At 68.1% G+C, this 19,937-nt stretch carries 21 protein-coding genes; 9 read left to right on the top strand and 12 right to left on the bottom strand.

The genetic code is table 11. From position 1 onward, the window contains the following. Window positions 1-3 precede the first annotated feature (3 nt). Window positions 4-669 (top strand): DUF998 domain-containing protein, encoded by a 666-nt coding sequence (locus tag ACIHAO_RS17595; protein WP_396558962.1) that lies wholly within the window; start codon window positions 4-6, stop codon window positions 667-669. Between the two features lie 55 nt (window positions 670-724). Then, a complete protein-coding gene (locus ACIHAO_RS17590; RefSeq protein WP_396558960.1) occupies window positions 725-1,351 on the top strand; it encodes an AAA family ATPase in 627 nt (208 codons plus the stop codon). A gap of 146 nt (window positions 1,352-1,497) precedes the next feature. On the opposite strand, the gene ACIHAO_RS17585 is transcribed toward ACIHAO_RS17590, so the two are convergent. From ACIHAO_RS17585 to ACIHAO_RS17570, 4 genes are all read right to left on the bottom strand, one after another. Next, window positions 1,498-2,652: a 4-hydroxybenzoate 3-monooxygenase gene (locus ACIHAO_RS17585; protein WP_396558958.1), complete on the bottom strand. Its 1,155-nt coding sequence runs from the start codon at window positions 2,650-2,652 to the stop codon at window positions 1,498-1,500. A 72-nt stretch (window positions 2,653-2,724) separates the two neighbouring features. Then, window positions 2,725-3,672, bottom strand: a complete 948-nt coding sequence (locus ACIHAO_RS17580; RefSeq protein ID WP_396558956.1) for a DNA polymerase domain-containing protein — start codon at window positions 3,670-3,672, stop codon at window positions 2,725-2,727. A gap of 119 nt (window positions 3,673-3,791) precedes the next feature. Further along, entirely contained in the window at window positions 3,792-4,307 is a 516-nt protein-coding gene (locus ACIHAO_RS17575) for a lytic polysaccharide monooxygenase auxiliary activity family 9 protein (protein ID WP_396558954.1), read from the bottom strand. A gap of 232 nt (window positions 4,308-4,539) precedes the next feature. Beyond that, window positions 4,540-7,152 (bottom strand): CHAT domain-containing protein, encoded by a 2,613-nt coding sequence (locus ACIHAO_RS17570; protein ID WP_396558952.1) that lies wholly within the window; start codon window positions 7,150-7,152, stop codon window positions 4,540-4,542. 641 nt (window positions 7,153-7,793) lie between these two features. Here ACIHAO_RS17570 and ACIHAO_RS17565 point away from each other — a divergent pair. Continuing rightward, window positions 7,794-8,405: a hypothetical protein gene (locus tag ACIHAO_RS17565; protein WP_396558950.1), complete on the top strand. Its 612-nt coding sequence runs from the start codon at window positions 7,794-7,796 to the stop codon at window positions 8,403-8,405. Next, entirely contained in the window at window positions 8,344-8,772 is a 429-nt protein-coding gene (locus ACIHAO_RS17560; RefSeq protein WP_396558948.1) for a hypothetical protein, read from the top strand. Before ACIHAO_RS17565 ends, ACIHAO_RS17560 begins: the two co-directional genes overlap by 62 nt. A 280-nt stretch (window positions 8,773-9,052) precedes the next feature. Here the strand turns inward: ACIHAO_RS17560 and ACIHAO_RS17555 are convergent, their stop codons facing one another. Continuing rightward, window positions 9,053-9,511, bottom strand: coding sequence for a hypothetical protein (locus ACIHAO_RS17555; protein WP_396558946.1), 459 nt, complete (start codon window positions 9,509-9,511; stop codon window positions 9,053-9,055). 155 nt (window positions 9,512-9,666) lie between these two features. Between ACIHAO_RS17555 and ACIHAO_RS17550 the strand changes: the two genes are divergently transcribed. Next, window positions 9,667-10,563 (top strand): ABC transporter ATP-binding protein, encoded by an 897-nt coding sequence (locus tag ACIHAO_RS17550; RefSeq protein WP_396558944.1) that lies wholly within the window; start codon window positions 9,667-9,669, stop codon window positions 10,561-10,563. Next, a complete protein-coding gene (locus ACIHAO_RS17545; protein ID WP_396558942.1) occupies window positions 10,553-11,377 on the top strand; it encodes an ABC transporter permease in 825 nt (274 codons plus the stop codon). Before ACIHAO_RS17550 ends, ACIHAO_RS17545 begins: the two co-directional genes overlap by 11 nt. A gap of 60 nt (window positions 11,378-11,437) precedes the next feature. Here the strand turns inward: ACIHAO_RS17545 and ACIHAO_RS17540 are convergent, their stop codons facing one another. From ACIHAO_RS17540 to ACIHAO_RS17525, 4 genes are all read right to left on the bottom strand, one after another. Continuing rightward, on the bottom strand, window positions 11,438-12,295 hold the full coding sequence (locus ACIHAO_RS17540) for an oxidoreductase (RefSeq protein WP_396558940.1): 858 nt from the start codon (window positions 12,293-12,295) through the stop codon (window positions 11,438-11,440). Between the two features lie 86 nt (window positions 12,296-12,381). Continuing rightward, window positions 12,382-13,074, bottom strand: a complete 693-nt coding sequence (locus ACIHAO_RS17535) for a TetR family transcriptional regulator (RefSeq protein WP_396558938.1) — start codon at window positions 13,072-13,074, stop codon at window positions 12,382-12,384. A gap of 20 nt (window positions 13,075-13,094) precedes the next feature. Next, on the bottom strand, window positions 13,095-13,508 hold the full coding sequence (locus tag ACIHAO_RS17530; protein ID WP_125789250.1) for a PGPGW domain-containing protein: 414 nt from the start codon (window positions 13,506-13,508) through the stop codon (window positions 13,095-13,097). 76 nt (window positions 13,509-13,584) lie between these two features. Then, window positions 13,585-14,223, bottom strand: a complete 639-nt coding sequence (locus ACIHAO_RS17525; RefSeq protein WP_396558936.1) for a TetR/AcrR family transcriptional regulator — start codon at window positions 14,221-14,223, stop codon at window positions 13,585-13,587. Between the two features lie 86 nt (window positions 14,224-14,309). On the opposite strand from ACIHAO_RS17525, the gene ACIHAO_RS17520 reads away from it, so the two are divergent. Beyond that, window positions 14,310-15,137 carry an NmrA/HSCARG family protein gene (locus tag ACIHAO_RS17520; protein WP_396558934.1) on the top strand — a complete coding sequence of 276 codons (828 nt, stop codon included), beginning with the start codon at window positions 14,310-14,312 and terminating at the stop codon, window positions 15,135-15,137. A 64-nt stretch (window positions 15,138-15,201) separates the two neighbouring features. Beyond that, entirely contained in the window at window positions 15,202-15,543 is a 342-nt protein-coding gene (locus ACIHAO_RS17515; protein WP_396558932.1) for a YciI family protein, read from the top strand. A gap of 163 nt (window positions 15,544-15,706) precedes the next feature. Here the strand turns inward: ACIHAO_RS17515 and ACIHAO_RS17510 are convergent, their stop codons facing one another. Beyond that, the gene (locus tag ACIHAO_RS17510) at window positions 15,707-16,291 is read right to left on the bottom strand and encodes an FMN reductase (protein WP_396558930.1); all 585 of its coding nucleotides are present in this window, start codon (window positions 16,289-16,291) and stop codon (window positions 15,707-15,709) included. Beyond that, window positions 16,288-17,364 carry an LLM class flavin-dependent oxidoreductase gene (locus ACIHAO_RS17505; protein WP_396558928.1) on the bottom strand — a complete coding sequence of 359 codons (1,077 nt, stop codon included), beginning with the start codon at window positions 17,362-17,364 and terminating at the stop codon, window positions 16,288-16,290. Before ACIHAO_RS17505 ends, ACIHAO_RS17510 begins: the two co-directional genes overlap by 4 nt. A 135-nt stretch (window positions 17,365-17,499) precedes the next feature. Between ACIHAO_RS17505 and ACIHAO_RS17500 the strand changes: the two genes are divergently transcribed. Continuing rightward, complete coding sequence (locus ACIHAO_RS17500) at window positions 17,500-18,924, top strand: glycoside hydrolase family 76 protein (RefSeq protein ID WP_396558926.1); 1,425 nt, start codon at window positions 17,500-17,502, stop codon at window positions 18,922-18,924. Here ACIHAO_RS17500 and ACIHAO_RS17495 read toward each other — a convergent pair. Further along, entirely contained in the window at window positions 18,908-19,849 is a 942-nt protein-coding gene (locus tag ACIHAO_RS17495; RefSeq protein ID WP_396558924.1) for a hypothetical protein, read from the bottom strand. The genes ACIHAO_RS17500 and ACIHAO_RS17495 overlap by 17 nt on opposite strands. Between the last annotated feature and the right edge of the window lie 88 nt (window positions 19,850-19,937).

Here is a 19,937-nt window from a genome sequence, read left to right as displayed (position 1 = left end):
ACCATGAGCGCGCGAACGGCGTCCGACAATCTCGTCCACAACTACCTGTTCTTGCGGCGTGCCATAGGTTTCCTCGGGATCGGACTGCCCTTCGTGCTGATCTTCGGGAAGCTGCTCGTCGACGGCGGCGGCCTGCTCAACTCGATCAGCGGTTACTACTACTCGGGAATGCGCGACGTCTGGGTCGGCGTCATGTGCGCCATCGGCGTCTTCCTGTTGTCCTACCGGGGTTACGGCCGTGTCGACGACATCGCCGGGAACATCGCGGCGGTGGCCGCGGTCGGGGTGGCGCTCTTCCCCACCACCCCGTCGAACGGCGACCGCGCGGACGAGATCATCGGCATGCTGCACCTCGGTTTCGCCGCGGTCTTCTTCCTCACCTTGGCGTTCTTCTGCATCGTGCTGTTCACCAAGTCGGACAAGGAGATCCCCGGCGCCCGCAAACCCGAGCGGAACCGGCTCTACGTCGCGTCGGGCGTGATCATGCTGGTGTGCCTGGCGCTGATCGTGCTGTGCGGCCTCGTCTTCGACGCGGAGACCAGGTCCCTGTACCCGGCGCTGTGGCTGGAGTCGGTGGCGATCCTCGCGTTCGGCGTGGCGTGGCTCACCAAGGGCGGAACGCTGCTGCCGGACAAGACGGCGGTGCCGGGGACGCGGGTGACGGCCTGACCTGTGCCGATCAAGGTAAAGGAACCTTTATCCTCGGCCGGGTCGTTGAGGCCTTATGACCGATCGCATCGCATTCCAGCTCGGCCGCCGCGATCTGCTCGTGGTCGCCGGGATTCCCGGGGCGGGCAAGACCACCCTGCTGTCCCGGGCGGCGACCGGCGCGATACCGGTGCTCGATTCCGACCAGGTCCGCGCGCGGTTGCGCGAACGGCTGCCCGCCGTGCTGCCGTACCGGTGCTACCGGCCGCTGGTCCACCTGTGGCATCGCGCGCGGGTCGTCCGGTTCGCGCTGGCCGACGGCGGCCCGCTCGTCGTGCACGAGCCGTCGACCCGCGCGACCACCCGCGGGCTGCTGGCCCTGCTCGGCCTGCTGAGCCGCCGTCCCGTCCGGTTGCTGTGGCTCGACGTCGATCCGGAGGCCGCCCGCGCGGGCCAAGTCGCGCGCGGGCGGGTCATCCGGCGGCACTCGTTCGCCCGCCACGTCAAGAGAGCCGAGAAGGTACGCCGTGAACTGCGGGCCGGCTGGGTCCCGGCAGGCTGGCACGGCGCGCGGATGGTGACCAGGGAGGTCACCGGGGCGCTGCGGTTCGTCACCGAGGAGGAGCCTGGAAGAGACCACTCAGGCGACGTCCTGCTCCTCCGCGTCGAGCGGCCCAAGGCACCCGCGGTCCGCGCGAGCTAGCTGCTCCGGCTCGGGCTCCTCCACGGGGCCAGGGCGGTTCGGATGCGGGTTCAACGGCGTCCAGCGAATGCGTACCGGCATCGTCGTTCGTCCTTCCACTCCGCGAAGACCCTCTTGCACTGATACGGACGCGACGAGCGATCGGTTCAGATCCCCACGTAGTTCTCGGCGAAGAAGTCTTGGTGCGCACGGGAAACCCGCAGGCTCTCCAGCCGCGCGTCCCGCAGGGCCCGCTGGAAGACCGCCTCGTCGTCGTATCCCGCCGGGCCGTGCAGGAGATTGATCATCCAGAGCGAGAATTCCTGCGCGCGCCAGATCCGCGGCAGGCAGTCGGCGGAATACCGCTCGAGTGCCGTCGTGTCGCTCTCGGTGCAGGCTTCGATCAACGCGTCCGCGAGGATCTCGGCCTCCATCAGCGCGAGATTCGCGCCTTTCGCCGCGGCGGGACTGATCAGGCTCGCCGCGTCCCCCGCGAGGAACAGCTTTCCCCGCTGGATCGTGTCCATCACCCGCGAAGCCATGTCGACGATCCGGCGTTCGATGATGGCGCCGCGTTTGAGCTCGCCGTACCGGTCGGCACGCATCCGCAGGTGCAGTTCGTCCCAGATCCGGTCGTCCGGCCAGTTCTCCGGATCCTCGCCGCGCGGGACTTCGAGGTAGTACCGCGTCACCGTCGACGTCCTCGCCATATGCCCGGCGAATCCGCGTTCGTGAATGGCGTAACCGATCGCGGACATACTCGGGGGTGCTTCGGCGAGGATCGCGAGCCAGGAAATGTCGTGGTCTCGCCGGAAGACCCGTGCGGGCACCGATCTCAGCGAGACACCGCGCCTGCCGTCGCAGCCCGCGATGTACTTGGCACGCAACAGAAGATCATCGGCGATGACCGTCGCGTCCATCCCCGACACCGACGACGCCTCGGTGCCGAACCTGATCTCCCCGCCGCGCGCGAGGAATTCGGCGATCAGGTCCGTGACCAGGAACTGTTGCGGGTAAACGGTGTGCACCTCACCGTTCCCGAGTTCGCTGTACTTGAGCTCGAATTCGGCTTGATCATTACGGAACGCGCAGGTGTCGTGCCGGATCCCGTTCCTGAGCAGCCCACCGGCGAGCCCGTTCCCGGTGAGCACACGGACGCTGTTCGCGGCCAGAAATCCCGCTCTGGCCCGGTTTTCGACATGTTCCCGGCTTTGCCGTTCGAGGATCAGGCAGTCGATTCCGGCCGCCCTCAAAAGATTCCCCAGCACCAATCCGGCCGGACCCGCCCCCACGATCACTACATCGGCATCGATCTTTCCCACGAAAGCCCCCAGTACCTTCGCCCTCCCCCAGCGCGGTCCAAGGTACACAAAACGGGGTTCCGTCGTCGGCGTTCAGTCCTTCTTGGCACGCGAACGTGCCCGGCGTTTCCCTTCGTGCATCGCCACGACTCGCGCGATGGGGATCGTGTGCCCCTGTTCGACGAGATCCGCGGGCAGTGTCTGCGGCGCGGGCATCGAATCGGCCCACGGGTCCTTGTCCGCCAGGAGGCCGGGCGCCGTGTGGACGGTGAAGTCGGCGGGGACCACGTTTTCGAGGTCGTCCCAGGCCACCGGGAACGAAACCGTCAGTCCCGGACGCAGCCGCGGGCTGTACGCCGCGGCGACCGTGTTGCCGCCCGCCCGCGTCGAGTCGAGGAACACCTTTCCCTCGCGGTCTTCCACGATGTACGCGGTCGTCGCGAGAGACGGGTCGACCTGTTCCGCGCGGGCGGAGAGCGCGCGGGTCGCGGCGGCGACGTCTTCGAAACCTTGCCCCGGCGTCAGCGGGACGAAGATGTGCACTCCCTTGGAACCACTGGTCTTCACCGCCCCGGCGAGGCCGCAGTCGTCGAGGGCCTGGCGCACCAGCCAAGCGGCCTTCACGACGTGCGCGAAATCGTCGCCGGCGGGCGGGTCGAGGTCCAGTACGAGATGGGTCGGACCCGCGTCGGCGTCCGTGGTCATCAGCGTCGGGTGGTATTCGACGGCACGCTGGTTCGCGAACCACAGCAGGGTGCGGCGGTCGTCGCACAGGGCGTACGACACCTGCCGCTTCGACGTCTCCGCCCAGATCTCGGAGCGCTTCACCCAGTCGGGCGTGTATTTGGGCAGATTCTTCTGCATGAACGGGTCCTGGCCGCGCAGGATGCGGATCACCGAAAGCGGCCTGTGCGCCAGAACCGGGATGATGCGGTCCGCGACGGCGTCCAGATAGTCCACCAGGTCGCGTTTCGTCGCGCCCTCGAACAACGGCTGATCGAGATTGGTCAGCTTGACCCCGTCGCGTTCGTCATCGCTCATGGGGTGAGCCTGGCATAAAAGCCTCGTGAGCGTGCTGTCTGAAGTCCGTGAGGGGCTCCTTCCCTACTTTCAGGGTAGGCAAGGAGCCCCTCACGGACCTGCGATCACGACCCAGGCACCTAGCCGATGTTCGCGTCGATGCAGGCGTAGAACGCGTTCGCCGTGTCGTAGACGTTCCAGCGGGCGAGGATCTTGTGCCGCCCGCTCTGCTGCAGGTTCACACTGTGGGTGACCGTGGCGCCCGGCTGCGCGCCGTTGTCGTTGAAGCTGGCGACCTTGGCGCCGTCGACGAAGTACTCCCACGTGCTGGTGCGGTGGCGAGCCGTCAGCGTCCACCGGAACGTGGTGGTACGGCCGAGGGAATGCACCTTCCAGCCCTTGCTGTCGTCGTTGAGATCCGCGAAACGGCCGACACCGCCGTTACAGCTCATGAGCCCCTTGGGGCCCTCGACGCTTTGCGGTTCCCATTTGATGGAGCCACAGGAAACGGTGTTCTGGGCGCATTGCGCCTGCCTGCTCGCCGGCGAGGAAACGTAGCCGTGCGCGTTGGCGGTGCCCGCCGGGATCGCGACCAGCGCCGCCGGCACCATCGCCGCACCCGCCGCCAGGGTCAAAAGCCGTCGTTTGATGCTCATGCCTACCCCTTTCCCATCTCTGCACCCACCGCCTGCCCGATCGGGAACGTCCGCGGACTCGAGGTTCCTGGGCCACGGAGGGCGAAAACCACTGAAGGTTGGGACACATCCGCCCAAGCTCCGAGCAGGCGAATGTGGTCTAGACCATAATTGGTTCAGACGACTCGGTCAAGAGTAACCAACCGGGCACTTGGAGTCGTGAAGATCGAACAGGGGTTGTCAAGCCGGAGGATCAGCCCGCACCCAAACAGACGAACGGTCGCCGGAACGGATCAACGGCGATGGTGTCCGCCAAGGCGGTCGCCGGTCCTGCCCCTTCGGCAAGTCCGCGGTGGTAGTCGTCCATCGCGGCCGCCGCGGCCTCGTCACCGACTCGGCTCAACGGCGCGATCACCGTCCGCGAACCGCTCGCGAGCAACGCGCTGGCGAAACCGAGTACCTCGTCGCCGGGCCGGATCCGGTTCAGCGCCAGTTCGCACGCAGCGAAGACGACTTGCGACGGCGGCTGCGCGAGCCCGGCCATCTCGTGCGCGAAAAGTGTCCCGTCGGCCAGTTCGAGCCGGGAGAACAAGGCGTTCTCGGGCTCGTGCGCGCCGTGCGCGGCGATGTGCGCGAGCTTCGCGCCGTCCAGTGCGCGCAACACCGACGCCACGGTCGCGTCGGGTCCGGCCAAGGTGTGCGCGGTCCGGTAGTGCGTGGCGAGTTTGTCCAGCTCACCCCTGGTCCCGACCAGGCCGGGCCCGCGGACGAGGACGACCTTCCGGGCGCGTGACACCGTCGAGCGTTCCGCGCCCAGCCAGGCCGTCGCCGACGGGGCGACGACGATCGGCCGCGACCGCAACGCCGGCAACACGCCCCAGGGAACGGCGAACAACGGTCCGGTCGGCACGACGACAAGGCCCCGGTCACCGAGCAGGTGTTCCAGTGGCCGGATCAGCTGGACGTCGAGTCGTTCGGCCTGTTTCCGCGCCGAACCGAGCACCGACTGGACCAGTGGAGCGGGCAGCCGATCCGGCGCGAGGGCGTCGAGATCGACGTTCAACATGCGTGCGGCCTCCGCCGCCCGCTCCGCCGAGCCGAGCCGCACCAGCTCGCATCGCCCGTCGACGACGACCATCGCCACCAGGTCGTCCCCCGAGGACGCGAAACTCACCAGCGCGCGCTCGCCCAGCTCGCCGGCGACCTCGGCGAGCCGCGCGATCGGCCGCGGCCTGCCCCAGCGCCCGGTATGCCAGCCGAGCCGATGCGCCTCACGCAACCGCTCGGCGTGCTTCGCGCGCAACGCCGACGTCGGATACCCGTCGTGCTGCGCCTGGTGGATGGCCTGATCGAGCCCCCGCACCTCACCGACCCGCTCGGCGAGCTCCGGATCGCTCGCCACAACTGGTTCGTACCGGTAACTCTGCGCGCGAGTCCGCTCCGTCCAGCTGAACAGCCGGGCCGCGTCGGCACGCTCCAGCACGATCTTGACGGCGAGGTCGGCCAGCTCCCTGCCGTGCAACGCCGTCCCGGACACCAGTTCCAGGCCGCCCATCCGGTCGCGGACCCGGTCGAGTTCGGTGAGCCCGGCCCGGATCTCCGCCAGTGCCCTGGTCTTGTCCCCCTCGGCCACCGCGAGTTCCGCACGGCAAAGCCTGCGCAACATCCGATAATCGACGGAGGTCAACCGCCCCGGACGCGGAATCCGCTCGAGCAGCTCGGCGGCGCGTTTGCGTTTGCCCTTCCGCAGCTCGACCCGGACGGCCAGCATCCGCGCCAGCGCCGCCTGATCGGCGAGCCGCGGCATCGGCATCCCGTTCGCCGCACGCAACGCGCGCGAGGTCAGGCTGGGCGGGATCTCGTTGGTGCGCAAGGCATCCCGCACGTCGGCGCGAAGGCCGACGATGGTCGCGTTGGCGACACAGGTCTGGCAGCCCCAGCGCAGCGTCCGCCGCCGGGCCGAAGCGGCGTAGGTCCGCGCGAGCTCCAGGTCGTCGGTCATCAGCGCCGCGGACGCGCGGAACAGCTCCACCCCACCCAGATCCCTGGTGATGCTCCGCTGTTCCAGCATCACCGGCAGGATCTCGTCGAGATGGGCCCCGGCCTCCTCGGCGAGGCCCGCCGTCAACAACGCTTCGGCCCGCTCCCACCTCAGCAGCGACGGGATGTCCAGGTCGAGCGATCGGTAGATCCGCTCGCTCTCGTCGTAGAGCCTCAGCGCGGCGGGGACGTTCCCGACGCGGAGTTCCAGCGTGCCCAGCGGGCGGCGGACGTCCGCGGCCTGGACTCGCAGGCCGTTCCGTTCGGCGAGGTCGACGGCGCTGGCGAGGTCTCGCCTGGCCCGGCGGATGTCGCCGAGCCTGGTGTAGGCGAGCCCCCGGGTGGTCAGCGTGCCCAGATACGGGTCGAGCAACGCCGCGGGATCCTTTTCCATGGCGAGGATGGCCTCTTTGTGCGCCAGCGAGGAATCGAAATACGCGGTGCTTTCCTCGTTGCGTCCCACCGCCATGAGCAGGAGTCCGTAATTGTGGTCGAGCTGGCCGCGCAATTCCGCGTAAAGACGGGGCTCGTCCACCGCTTTGAGCAACAGGCGGACGTCGTCCAGGCCGGCGAGGCCCGAGGCCACGCCTCCGCTGGTCTCGGAACCCACGGTCGCGATACTGGAGGCCAGCCGGATCCGGGTGGCCAGCCAGTCGTGCCGCATCCGCTCGGCGACCGGATGGACCGAATCGAGTAAGGCCATCCCCCGGCGGAGCAGGAGAATGCCTTCGCGCTGGCGGGCCGAACACGCGGCATCGATGCCGGCACGCTGGAGTTCGCGCGCCTTGCGAATGACCTCGCCTTGATCGAGCTGTGTTACCACCACTGTTCTATGACAGCACACTCCGTAGCCGGGAGTCGCCCGCCACCGGTTCGAACCCGGGTGACGGGCGAAACCTCTTCAGCCAGGAGCGTTGCTCAGGGAGTGGGCGGCGGCGTCTGAGCGCATCCGCCCGGGCAGTCCCGGACTCGCTCGTTCTGATGCACGCAGTCCGCGGTGTGCTGATGTTCTCCCTGGTCGGGCTTGGGCTGAGCCGGGTCTAGCGGCTCCTCCTCGCCGATGGGGTCCTTGACGTCGGTAGGCGTCGACATTTGATCTCCTCCCCTGATGATCTTTCTTTGTCGTACCAGGCAGCCCCATTACGGCGGCCCCCTCTGTTCGCAGGCCCTCTTCCTGCGAACGGGGCAATAGTGCCACAACGGAGCAGTGATCGGGAGTTTTTACCTACACTGAGTCATCGGCGGCACCCATAAGAGGGACGCCTGGTTAGCAAGCCTTACGACTTCCGCCGAATGGCCCATCGAGGCTCGCGCCGCCTCCCGGAACGACGGCGAACCGGCGACATTTCACTGCGCCATCCGGCCTAAGATCCAAAACTTCTTGCGGCACAAGGGTTTTCGGCCGAGAACGCCGGGGAACCCATGGCCCGTCGGGGGTTGACCGGCAGAAATCCGGAGGAGATAACGATGCCCACGTGGTTGGTCATCATCATCGTCATCGCCGCGATCCTGGCGCTGGGAGCGGTGGTCTGGTTCGTCATCGCGGGACAACGCAGGCGTCGCTTGCAGGAGACGTTCGGCCCCGAATACGACCGGGCCGTCAAGGAACACGAAAACCCGCGAGAAGCGGAACGTGAGCTCTCGTCGCGGGTGAAACGCCATTCGGATCTCGACATCCGCCCGCTGCCCAAGTCCACAAAGGACCGCTACGCGCAGGAATGGGCGCTGATCCAGGAACAGTTCGTCGACCGCCCGTCCGGCGCCGTCGTCGAGGCGGACCGGGTACTGGTCTCCTTGATGGCCGAGCGCGGCTACCCGACCGAGGGTTACGACCAGCAGGTCGCGGATCTTTCCGTCCGGCACGCGAACGCGTTGCGGCACTACCGCGCCGGGCACGACACGCTGGAGCGCCACCGGGAATCGGAGATGTCCACAGAGGACATGCGTGAAGCGATGAAGCACTACCGCGAAGTGTTCGAAGATCTGTTGACAGACGCCGGCGAAGGAGCGGAAAGCCATGGAAAGCAGGCCACTGGAAACCGAGGGAACGGAACGGACCGACGAGGAACGGATCGCTGACGGCCGCGACGGAGACACCGGGCAGGCCTTGAGCACCGAGGACCTGGTGGCCACCGATTCCGGCCGCACCGACGATTCCGGAGGCACCACCGAAGACGAGGCGCAGACGTTGTTCGACAACGTCGACGTGGACCGGTTCCGCGAAAGCTGGCAGGACATCCAGACGGCCTTTGTGGACGATCCGCAACGGGCGGTCAAGGAGGCCGACGAACTCGTCGCCGTCGTGATCCAGAACCTGGCCACGACCTTCGCCGACCACAAGAAGGAACTGGAATCGGCGTGGAGCCAGGGTGAACCGGCCACCGAAGACCTCCGGATCGCGTTGCGGCGTTACCGGTCGTTCTTCAATCAGCTGCTGAGCGCGTAACCCCAAGCTCGTGAGTGGGGCCGGTTGGGAGGTGAAGGCGTCCTTCGCTGCATCCGATGCAGTGAAGGACGCCTTCACCCTGTGTCTACGGTGCTAGCCCGATCACCCCGGGGGCGGGCGGTGCTGAGCCGAGTTATTGAGGGGTAAGGCAAAGCTGGGAGGTTGCGAAAGCCACTTTCGCGACGCCTGGGGTCGCGAAAGTGGCTTTCGCGACACGGCCGCAAGCGAATCCCCGCGACCCGGCACCCCTCAAGAGAACCGTCCTTACCGCTCACGAGACTTACGCGCCGGTGGTCGACCCGGGCCGCACGATCATCAGCACCGTCACCACCACCCAGAGCAGATTGAACATCCCGGTGTACATCGCCACCCGCCCCGCCGTGAGCGGTTCCGCGGGCGGCTCGGCGTCCAGTGCGGCGAGGATCGCGTTCTGCCCCGGCAGGACCAGCAACGCCAGCACCCCGGCGGCCGCGGCGGTGAGCACGATCGACACGATCACCCACAGGTCGCCGAAGACCCGCATGCTGCCTGCCGTCGCCAGCCCGAAGAACGGCACCGCCACCCCGAAGACGGCGTAGACCCGGCAGATCCGGTTGAGCGCGCGCAGCACCGACAGGCCGGACCCCGGTTCGGCGAAGGCCTTCCGCGCGGCGGCGGGGAACATGCTCGCCGCGACGGTGACCGGACCGACCGCGATGACGGCGGCGAGCACGTGGAGGATCAGGAGGATTTTGGACACGCGCCCGAGCCTATGATCGTCGACCCGGGCTTCGATAGCGGCGTTTTCGACGGATATCACAGGATTCCGGCCACGCCCTACGTTCGATGACGTACGCCGAGTGCCGCCTGGGAACGGATGTGCCGAACGCCTCCCCCGGGACACCATTCGTCACCATGAACCTTCCCGTGGACACCGACGAACTCACGAAACGGTACGGCGAGCACCTCGCCGTCGACCGGATGAAACTGACCGTCCTTCCCGGCGAGATCTATGGCTTCCTCGGCCCGAACGGCGCGGGCAAGACGACGACGTTGCGGATGCTGCTGGGTCTCGTCCGGCCGACCTCCGGCAGCGTGCGGCTGTTCGGCAGGCCGCCCGGCGATCTCGACGGGGTCGGCGCGCTCATCGAATCGCCCGGCTTCTACCCGTACCTGTCCGGCTCGGACAATCTCAAGGTGCTGGCCCGGTACAGCGGAACCGATCCGCTTCGCGTCGGCGAAGTACTCGCGATGGTCGACCTCGCCGATCGCGGCAAGGACCGGTACTCGACCTACTCCCTCGGCATGAAGCAGCGGCTGGGTGTCGCGGCGGCACTGCTGAAGGATCCGCGGCTGCTGATCCTCGACGAGCCGACCAACGGGCTGGACCCGGCCGGGATGGCCGATATGCGGGTGCTGATCCGGCGGCTCGGCGCGGAAGGCTGCACCGTGCTGCTGTCGAGTCATCTGCTGGGCGAGGTCCAGCAGATCTGCGACCGCGTCGGCGTGGTCTCGCGCGGACGGCTGGTCGCGGAGAACACCGTCGCCGAACTCCGCGGCGGCACGGTGCTGCACATCGAGACCGACGAGAACCCGCGCGCCGCCGATCTCGTGCGGCGCTGGATCGGCGCCGAGAACGTGCGCGCGAGCGGGACGGGGCTCGATCTGACCGTGGCCCCGGAACGCGCGTCGTGGCTGAACCGCGAACTCGTCACGGAAGGGATCGCGGTGCGCGAACTGCACGTCCGCGAACGCGATCTGGAACAGGTGTTCTTCGAGCTCACCGGAGAGGTGGCGGATCATGTGGGGTAGCTGCACGGCCGAGCTGGCGAAACTCGTCCGGCGTCCGGCGAACTGGTTCATGCTGGGGATCGCGGTCGTACTCGGCCTGACCTTCACCTATCTGCTGCCGCTCGCGGGCGCGGCGGGTTCGCCGAGCGGGGCGCCGGGTACGGATCGCGGACTGGCCGCGACGGCGCCGTCGAATCTGGTCGGCAACGCGATCGGCGGGCTGCCGGTGTTCCTCGGGGCGATCCTGCTGGTGCTCGGCGTGCTGGCCGTCGGCACCGAATACGGCTGGGGCACGTGGAAGACCGTGCTGACACAGGGGCCTTCGCGGCTGACCGTCTACAGTGGAAAGTTGTTCGCGCTGGCCGTCGCCGCACTGACCGTCGTGCTGACGAGCTTCGCCACCGGCGCGGTCACGAGCGCGCTCATCGCCTCCTCGGAAGGCGAGCCGATGAACTGGCCGTCGTCCGGCGAGATCGTCACCGGGATCGGCGCGGGCTGGCTGATCGCGATGACCTGGGCGGCCCTCGGCGCGGCGCTCGCCATCGCGATGCGCGGGGTGGCGCTGCCGATCGGGCTCGGCCTGGTGTGGCTGCTGGTGGTCCAGAACCTGCTGTTCGGCGTCGCGGCCCCGCTGGTGGACTGGGTCGGCACACTCCAGCTGGCATTGCCGGGAGCCAACGCCGGTTCGCTGGCCGCGTCGCTCGGCGCTTCGGGCGCGACGCCGGGGATCGGGGAACTCGTCGGCGTCTCCCAGGCGACGCTGGTGGTGGCCGGCTATCTGGTCGCCTTCGCCGTTCTCGGCGGCTGGCTGCTGCGGCGCCGGGATGTCCTCTGAACGCGCGTGAAGGCCCCTTTCCCTCTGCTGAGCCGAGGGAAAGGGGGCCTTCACGCGGGATCAGGCGAGGGCGTCGAGATCCGCGACAACGTCCGCGGGCAGTTCCAGCTTCGCGGCGGCGACGTTCTCGCGAAGGTGTTGTAGCGAGGACGTGCCCGGGATCAGCAGGATGTTCGGCGACCGCTGCAGCAGCCACGCGAGCGCGACCTGCATCGGCGTCGCGTCGACCCGGCGGGCGCAGTCGTCGAGCACACCGGACTGCAACGGTGTGAACCCGCCGAGCGGGAAGTACGGCACGAACGGGACGCTGATGGCCGCAAGAGCGTCGAGCAGGCCGTCGTTGGCGCGGTTCGCGACGTTGTACTCGTTCTGCACGCAGACGACCGGCGCGATGGCGCGGGCCTCCTTGACCTGCTCCGCCGAGACGTGGCTCAGGCCGAGATGCCGGATCAGGCCCTGCTGCCGCAACTCTGCCAGCACCTCGAACGGCTCCGTGATCGAGACCGGGATCGGGAAGACGCCGTGCTCCCCCGCGAGCCGCAGGTTGACGACGTCGAGCACGTCGACGCCGAGGTTGCGCAGGTTGTCGTGGACCGCGGAGGTCAGTTCCTCCCGCGACAGCGCCGAAGGCCACCCCTTGTCCGGAGTCCGCTTCGCGCCGACCTTCGTGACGATGTGCAGCTCGTCCGGGTACGGGTGCAGCGCCTCGCGGATCAGCTCGTTGGTCGTGTGCGGGCCGTAGAAGTCGCTGGTGTCGATATGGGTCACGCCCAGCTCGACCGCCTCGCGAAGGACGGCGATCGCGGTTTCGCGGTCGCTCGGCGGCCCCCAGATGCCGGGGCCGGACAGCCGCATGGCGCCGTAGCCCATCCGGCTCACGGTGAGATCGCCGAGGGTGAGGGTGCCGCCTGGGCTCATGATCGCTCCTTGTGCAAGTGGGTTCGGCTCACCTTATGCAGGTCCGGCCGCCCAGGCGCGTGCGGGAAGGGAGCAAGGGACCTTTGCTATCGCCCGGGGCTCTGACCTGCGCGAACGACGAGGCCGACCAGCTGGTTGGCCAGCCCTTCGGTCAGCCCGTCGACGAACATGTCGTGGCCGGCGGGCGCTCCGCGTTCGGCCAGGACCGTCGCCACGGCCTCGCCTGGGTTCGCGTACGGCCACAGTCCCGCGACGAGAATGAAGACCGCCTTCGCGAAGTGTCCGGCCGCTTCGGCGTCCAACGGGACCCGATCGCGGACGACGTCGGCGAGCCGTTCGGTCCGTTCACCCGCCCGGGTCTTGAACGCCCTGGCGGTCTCCACGGAGATGTTGCGTTCGAGCACGGCGGCCATCGTGCTGATCAGCTCGCACAGCAGATGCTGGCGCGAGAGCGACTTCGCGATGACCGTCGCGACGCGCACTTCGCGCTCGTACCCCGGCTTCGCGGCGTCAGGCGCGCCTAGATCGCCTTCGAGCTCGTCGAGCCACGCGACCCAGATCGAGTCGAGGACTTCCAGGAAGATCGCCTCACGGCTGTCGAAGTACCGCAGCACGTTCGACTTCGCCAGGCCGACCCGATCGCTCAGCTCCCGCAAACTGATCCGGGACACGGGCCGCTCGGCCAGGAGCTCGCGCGCCACTCCGAGGATCGCCGCGCGCCGGGCCTCCACCTGTTCCGGCCGCCGCGCGCGCTGGAATTCGGGGGCCACGCGCCGCACGGTACCAGACCACCCGGCTGTTATTCGGCCTTCGCGGCCCTCCGGGCCTGCACTCGCTTGTAACTCCAGATCAGCAACGCGAACAGGATGAGCCCGGAGAGAATCAGGCTCGAACCGGTGCTCCACCCGCCGAGCGGCAGCCCCGGCACGAGCCCCCAGACGACCCCCGCGGCCAGCAGCCCCAGCCCGGCCAGCACCGAACCCGCGATGCGCAGCGGCGACGAAACACTGTCCTCGGCCGCCTTCATCGCCCTGTCGCGGATCGGATCGACGTACTTCTCCACCACGGGGAACTCCGAGGCCAGCACCAGCAGACCCGCGAGCACCAGCAGCAGCCCCGGCCCGGGCAGCACGAGTAGCGCGATACCGACCAGCAGGAGAATGCCGCCCGCGATCAGGATCAGGACCTGCTTCACGGGTTTTCCGATGCCCACCGTCGTCTCCTCGCCGTCGCCTTTCCGTCGATTGTGCCGGTCTGGCCGGGAAAGCGCTGGTCCTGACCGAGTGGCGCTAGGAGTTCCGCCAGAGCGACTCGTACTCCCGCTGCTCCGGCGGGTCGCCCGGGAGCGGCTCGACGGCGCCGGCACGCAGGCCCGCGACGGCGATCGCGACCAGCCGCCGCCGGACGTTTTCGTCGTGATCCACCTCCGGGACCGGACCCCGCCTGCTGAACTGACCGATCAGCAGCGAGATGTCCAGGGTCGTGACGTCGCCGCGCAGTACCCCGGCGGCATGCGCGCGAGCGACCACCTGACCGGCTAGGTCCTGCGCGATCCCGGTGGCCTGCCACATCTCCTCGGTCGCCTCGATTCGCCCGGCGAGCGGCGCGAGGGCGCCGAAGCCGAACTCGACGCAACGCTCGATGTACCTCGTGAGGCCTTGCCAAGGATCGTCGACGGCCAGTCCCTCCCGGGCCGCGTCCGCGACGTGCGTCAAGGAGTCGACGCAGAGCCGTTGCAGCAGTTCGTCCTTGGTGCGGTAACGCCGGTAGAGGCTCCCCATCCCGATGCCGGCGCGTTCGGCGACCGCCGAGACGGGCGCGTCGAACCCGCGGCTGATGAACACCTCGCGCGCCGCTTCGAGCAGCTTGCGGCTGTTGCGGGCGGCTTCGGCCTGCCGCCCTCGTCGCGGCGGAGGGGAATTCGTCATGAGCGGATCCTAGCCCTTGCGGAGCGATTCGCTCCGATATAGCTTAGCGGAGCGAATCACTCCGATAAACCCCGCGAGGAGTTCTCATGTCCCGATCCGAAGTCGTGCTCGTCCTCGGCGCGACCGGCAACCAGGGCGGCGCGACCGCACGCCACCTGCTCGCCCGCGGCCGCCGCGTGCACGCGCTGGTCCGCGACGCGGGTAAACCCGAGGCCAAAGAACTGGAGAGACTCGGCGCGGTCCTGGTCGAAGGCGATCTCGACGCCCCGGCCTCGCTGCGCGCGGCCATGGCCGATGTCGATGGCATCTTCAGCGTGCAACCCTTGGCATGGCAGGAAGAAACCCTCGCCGCCGAGGTTCGGCGAGGGCGTTCGGTGGCGGACATCGCCGCGGAAACCGGCGTCGGGCATCTCGTCTACAGCTCGGTCGGAGGTGCCGAACGCGAGACCGGTATCGACCACTTCGAAAGCAAGGCGGAGATCGAACGGCACATCGCCGCGCTGGGTCTCCCCGCGACCGTGCTCCGGCCGGTGTTCTTCATGAACAACCTGCTGCACTACGCCACCCCGCCCGCCGGCGAAGACCGCGTACTGGCACTTCCGGTTGATCCCGCGAAACCGATGCAGATGATCGCCGCCGACGACATCGGGTTCTTCGCCGCGACGGCCTTCGAGGACCGTGAAGGCTTCCTTGGGCAGGCACTCGAAATCGCGGGCGACGAACTCACCTTCCCCGAGGTCGCGGCGAGCTATGAACGGGTCACCGGGGTCCCGACCCGCTTCGAACCGGAGCCGATCGAGGACCGCATGTTCGAATGGTTCGCCGAGAGCGGGTACGCGGCGGACGTCGCGGGGCTGCGGTCGCGCTATCCAGGACTCACCCGATTCGAGGACTTTCTGCGCGAGAACCTCTAGCGACCTGTCTGTTTCGGACGAGACCGTTCGTCGGGGTGACGGAAAGAGCAGCCAAGGAGGACTGATGCGCTACCTGTTGCTGATCTGCGGGACCCCGTTTCCCGGCGCGGACGACTGCGACGAACCGATGGACGAAAAGACGCGGGTGTGGGTCGACGAGATGACCGCTCGCGGGGTGCGGCTGTCCGGCAGCAGACTCCGATCGGCGGCCACCGCGACCACCGTTCGCCACCGCGACGGCGAACTGCTCGTCTCGGACGGGCCCTTCGCGGAGACGAAGGAACAGATCCTCGGCTACGACCTGATCGAGTGCGCCGATCTCGACGACGCGATCGAGATCGTCTCGACGCATCCGGTCACGAAGTTCGCGACCATCGAGATCCGGCCGATCTGGCCGACCCCCTGAAGCTTTCGCCCTCGCGAATCGGACCGCACAGTTCGACGTGGGGTCGTGAGTGGCTGATGGGACTATTGGGGCTGGAGGCGTGTGTTCCGAGTCCGTGAAGGCCTCCTTGAGGGACCCTGGATCCCTCAAGGAGGCCTTCACGGACAGCGATCCCGTCCCTTGCTCACTCCCCCGCGCGCAGCAGCTGCTCGAACGGCACGAACCCGCTGTCCGGAGCCGCGGCCGCACCCTCCGACGACAGCCGCGAAGCCAGCTCCCGCCCCGCCCGCGAAGCCCGCGTGTCGAGATCCCCTGGAGACGCCCAGTCCGACGAAGCCGCGTACACCGCCGTCGCGACGGGCTCGGCGCGAAGGTAGGCGAAGAGCGGACGCAGTGCGAAGTCGAGCACCAGCGAGTGCCGTTCGGTGCCGCCGGTGGCGCCGATCAGGACCGGTTTCCCGTCGAGCGCCTTCTGGTCCAGCACGTCGAAGAACGACTTGAACAGTCCGCTGTACGACGCGGTGAACACCGGCGTCACGGCGATCAGGCCGTCCGCGGCGGTCACCGTGTCGATGGCCGCGCGCAGAGCCGGGGAAGGAAATCCGGTCAGCATGTTCTTCGTGACGTCGATGGCCAGGTCGCGGAGTTCGACCACCTCGATCTTCACGTCCGGCAGCGCGGTGGAAACCGCCGCCGCGAGCTTGTCGGCGAGTAGCCGCGTCGAGGACGGCTGGCTCAAGCCGGCGGTCACCACGGCGATCGTGGTCATACCGTCACCTCCGAACGAAGAGAAGCGTGCGTAGGCGCTTCCGGCACGTGCGCCGGACGAAGCGAGTCGAGTTCCTTGCGCAGCACCGGAATCACGTGCTCGCCGAGAAGGTCGAGCTGTTCCAGCACGGTCTTCAGCGGCAGTCCGGCGTGGTCCATCAGGAACAGCTGACGCTGGTAGTCGCCGAAGTGCTCGCGGAAGGTCAGCGTCTTGTCGATCACCTCTTGCGGGCTCCCGACGGTCAGCGGCGTCTGCTCGGTGAACTCCTCCAGCGACGGCCCGTGCCCGTACACCGGCGCGTTGTCGAAGTACGGCCGGAACTCCCGCACCGCGTCCTGCGACTTCGGCCGCAGGAACACCTGGCCGCCGAGCCCCACGATGGCCTGGTCCGCCTTGCCGTGCCCGTAGTGCTCGTACCGCTCGCGGTAGAGGTTGATCAGCGACTGGAAGTGCTCCTTCGGCCAGAAGATGTGGTTCGCGAAGAACCCGTCGCCGTAGTAGGCGGCCTGTTCCGCGATCTCCGGGCTGCGGATCGAGCCGTGCCACACGAACGGCGGGACACCGTCGAGCGGCCGCGGGGTGGAGGTGAACTCCTGCAGCGGCGTCCGGAACTTGCCGGACCAGCTGACCACGTCCTCGCGCCACAGCCGGTGCAGCAGGTGGTAGTTCTCGATGGCCAGCGGGATGCCCTGCCGGATGTCCTGCCCGAACCACGGGTACACCGGTCCGGTGTTGCCGCGGCCCATCATCAGGTCGACGCGGCCGTCGGCGAGGTGCTGAAGCATCGCGAAGTCCTCGGCGATCTTCACCGGGTCGTTCGTGGTGATCAGCGTGGTCGAGGTGGAAAGGATGATCTTCGACGTCTGCGCGGCGATGTAACCGAGCATCGTCGTAGGCGACGAAGGCACGAAGGGCGGGTTGTGGTGCTCGCCGGTCGCGAAGACGTCGAGGCCGACTTCTTCGGCCTTGAGCGCGATGCGCACCATCGCCTTGATCCGCTCGTACTCGCTGGGCGCCTCCCCGGTGGCCGGGTCGGTCGTCACATCGCCCACCGTGAAGATTCCGAACTGCATGACCTGCTCCCTGGGCCGGGGTTACGTTGCTTGAGCGTTCAACCTCACGCGCGCAAGAAGTATTCCAGACCATCGGCGCGAGCCGAAAGGGTGACTTGATCGGCCAGGAAAGTGACCGCCCCCACACTCGGATCCATGTGGCTCACCTCCCTGCTTGTGACAACGTTGACATTCGCTCTCACACCGGCCACCACCACTCCCGAACCGACCGTCGCGGCGACGATCTGCGCCAAGTACTGCGACAGCCGCGACCCCGCACTGGCCGTCGGCGAAAGAAGACCCGGCACGGCGACCGTCTGGGGCCGCGGCATCACACTGCATCTCTCCGACGGCGACGACATGGGCTGGGCCAGCGTCGGCAACGGCGACCCCGGCGACGAGGTCTGGCTCGACCGTTCCTTCGACGGCGGCCGCTCCTGGGCGAGCGACAGCCGGATCGGTGACACGAAGATCCCCGCCGGTCAACGCGGCTGGCGGACCCTGATGTTCAACGTCGACGACCCCGCCACCCACCGTTTCGGCGCCCTTCGCGCCTGCGGGAAGGCAAGCAACCGCCCGGAAATCGCCTGCACGTCGTGGTTCCGCACGACGGTCGCCGCGAACGACCGCGCCGAAGCCGCCGCCACCGCGCTCATGCAGTTCTACGACAACGGCACCGGACTCTGGCAGACCACGGGCTGGTGGAACTCGGCCAACGCGCTCACCGCGATCCTCGATTACAGCACCCGCACCGGTTCGCCGAACTACCGCTACGCCATCGCCCACACCTTCGACCGCAACCGCGGCGGCAACTTCACGAACGAGTACATCGACGACACCGGCTGGTGGGCGCTCGCCTGGATCCGCGCCTACGACCTCACCAAGGACCGCCGCTACCTCGACACCGCCGTCATCGCGGCGAACTACATGTACTCCTACCGCGACGGGACCTGCGGCGGCGGTCTCTGGTGGTCGACGGCGAAGACGTACAAGAACGCCGTCACCAACGAGCTGTACGTCAAGGTCGCCGCGTCACTGCACAACCGGCTTCCCGGCGACACCGTCCAGCTCGCGCGGGCACGCGAAATCTGGGACTGGTTCCGCGCGAGCGGCATGATCAACGGCGCCGACCTGATCAACGACGGGCTGGACTCCTCCTGCGCCAACAACGGGCAGGCCGTCTGGAGTTACAACCAGGGCATCGTCCTCGGCGCGCTGGTCGAACTGAACCGCGCCACCGGTGACGCCGCCCTGCTCACCCGCGCCCGCCGGCTCGCGGACGCCTCCACCACGACATCGCTGCTGCACGCGAACGGGATCCTGCGCGACCCGTGCGAGTCCGGCGACTGCGGCGCCGACGGGCCGTCGTTCAAAGGCGCGTACGCCAGGGGGCTCGGCGAGCTCGACCGTGCGCTGGCAGGCAGGCCGTACCGCGCTTACCTGACCCGGCAGGCGAACTCGACGATCGCGAACAACCGCACGTCGCTCGATCAGCACGGCCTGCGCTGGGCCGGACCGGTCGACAAGATCGACGCCGCCCGTCAGCACAGCGCGCTGGAGGTCCTCACGGCAGCCCTCTGACCACCGGATCCGGAACATGCAGCCAGGCGCGGACCTCGGTCTCCTTCTCGTGCACGAGCACCTGCCGGTAGCTCATCGTGTCGAGACCGGGGCCGCCCTGGTCCTGGACGTCCTCGTGGAACCGGTCGGAGACGAGCACCACCACGGGTGACTCGTCCGGCGCCGCGGCGAGCGCGTCCCGCAGCACCCGCGAATCGAGCAGCCGGGCGAGCAGCACCTTCGGCCGCCCCGTCACGCCGTACTCGTCGAGCGCGATCTCGCCGGCGTGGATGGCCACCCGCACCCGGATCCGCAGGCCGGGCTCGGTGACCACGTTGTACCTGGCCAGTTCCGCGGTCAGCCGCGAAACCAGCGGGTACACCAGGCGGAACTTCGGGAAATGCGGCGGGACCACGACGATCATGCCGTCGCCGGTGTCGCGCTTCAGGCAGGCGTCCCAGGCGATCCCGCTGGCCTCGAAGGCTTCGGAAAGCAGGCCGAAGAGCATCCGCCGGACTCGCACGAAGATCTCGCTGCTGCGCCCGACCTGGCCGAATCCGGCGATGTCGATCGAGAACAACCCGCAGTGCATGCCGGACTCGACCCACGCCGTCTGCGGCGGGTAGAGGATCTTCTTCCGCAGCAGTGCGAGGTGGACGCAGGCCACGGTGACGAAGAGCATCGTGCCGAAGAGCCAGGCGACCGACAGCATCGCCTCCGACTCGCCCTCCAGCGCCGCCCGTTCGAGCAGGAAGGTCATCCCGACGGCGACACCGCCATAGCCCAGCACGAACAGCCAGAGCACCCCACGCCGCAACCGGATCGCGGCGTGCGCGACCGGAATCAACGCGAGCATGCCGAACGACCCGACGACCACCACGAAATACCAGAGACTCACGACGCGTTGTGCGGTCGAGACGCGTGTGGGACCGACTCCGACGGTCACCTTGTTCCCCCCGTCACCCTGTGACACCGGGAACGATAACGCCTCATCAATGCCGCTAGGAAGTCGCTTTCCCCAGCCGTGACCCGGC

It is taken from the genome of Amycolatopsis sp. NPDC052450 (genome assembly GCF_044547565.1).
Lineage (GTDB): Bacteria > Actinomycetota > Actinomycetes > Mycobacteriales > Pseudonocardiaceae > Amycolatopsis.
The sequence above is the reverse complement of the archived record's forward strand: the minus strand, read 5'-3'. Positions and strand labels throughout refer to the sequence as shown.

What these genes read in the sequence shown, in the direction of transcription:
- ACIHAO_RS17515 (WP_396558932.1), top strand. Translation starts at nt 15,202, where the DNA reads ATGCGCTACCTGTTGCTGATCTGCGGGACCCCGTTTCCCGGCGCGGAC.
- ACIHAO_RS17580 (WP_396558956.1), bottom strand. Translation starts at nt 3,672, where the DNA reads ATGAGCGATGACGAACGCGACGGGGTCAAGCTGACCAATCTCGATCAG.
- ACIHAO_RS17540 (WP_396558940.1), bottom strand. Translation starts at nt 12,295, where the DNA reads ATGAGCCCAGGCGGCACCCTCACCCTCGGCGATCTCACCGTGAGCCGG.
- ACIHAO_RS17500 (WP_396558926.1), top strand. Translation starts at nt 17,500, where the DNA reads ATGTGGCTCACCTCCCTGCTTGTGACAACGTTGACATTCGCTCTCACA.
- ACIHAO_RS17590 (WP_396558960.1), top strand. Translation starts at nt 725, where the DNA reads ATGACCGATCGCATCGCATTCCAGCTCGGCCGCCGCGATCTGCTCGTG.
- ACIHAO_RS17550 (WP_396558944.1), top strand. Translation starts at nt 9,667, where the DNA reads ATGAACCTTCCCGTGGACACCGACGAACTCACGAAACGGTACGGCGAG.
- ACIHAO_RS17545 (WP_396558942.1), top strand. Translation starts at nt 10,553, where the DNA reads ATGTGGGGTAGCTGCACGGCCGAGCTGGCGAAACTCGTCCGGCGTCCG.
- ACIHAO_RS17595 (WP_396558962.1), top strand. Translation starts at nt 4, where the DNA reads ATGAGCGCGCGAACGGCGTCCGACAATCTCGTCCACAACTACCTGTTC.
- ACIHAO_RS17505 (WP_396558928.1), bottom strand. Translation starts at nt 17,364, where the DNA reads ATGCAGTTCGGAATCTTCACGGTGGGCGATGTGACGACCGACCCGGCC.
- ACIHAO_RS17575 (WP_396558954.1), bottom strand. Translation starts at nt 4,307, where the DNA reads ATGAGCATCAAACGACGGCTTTTGACCCTGGCGGCGGGTGCGGCGATG.
- ACIHAO_RS17520 (WP_396558934.1), top strand. Translation starts at nt 14,310, where the DNA reads ATGTCCCGATCCGAAGTCGTGCTCGTCCTCGGCGCGACCGGCAACCAG.
- ACIHAO_RS17560 (WP_396558948.1), top strand. Translation starts at nt 8,344, where the DNA reads ATGGAAAGCAGGCCACTGGAAACCGAGGGAACGGAACGGACCGACGAG.
- ACIHAO_RS17565 (WP_396558950.1), top strand. Translation starts at nt 7,794, where the DNA reads ATGCCCACGTGGTTGGTCATCATCATCGTCATCGCCGCGATCCTGGCG.
- ACIHAO_RS17525 (WP_396558936.1), bottom strand. Translation starts at nt 14,223, where the DNA reads ATGACGAATTCCCCTCCGCCGCGACGAGGGCGGCAGGCCGAAGCCGCC.
- ACIHAO_RS17510 (WP_396558930.1), bottom strand. Translation starts at nt 16,291, where the DNA reads ATGACCACGATCGCCGTGGTGACCGCCGGCTTGAGCCAGCCGTCCTCG.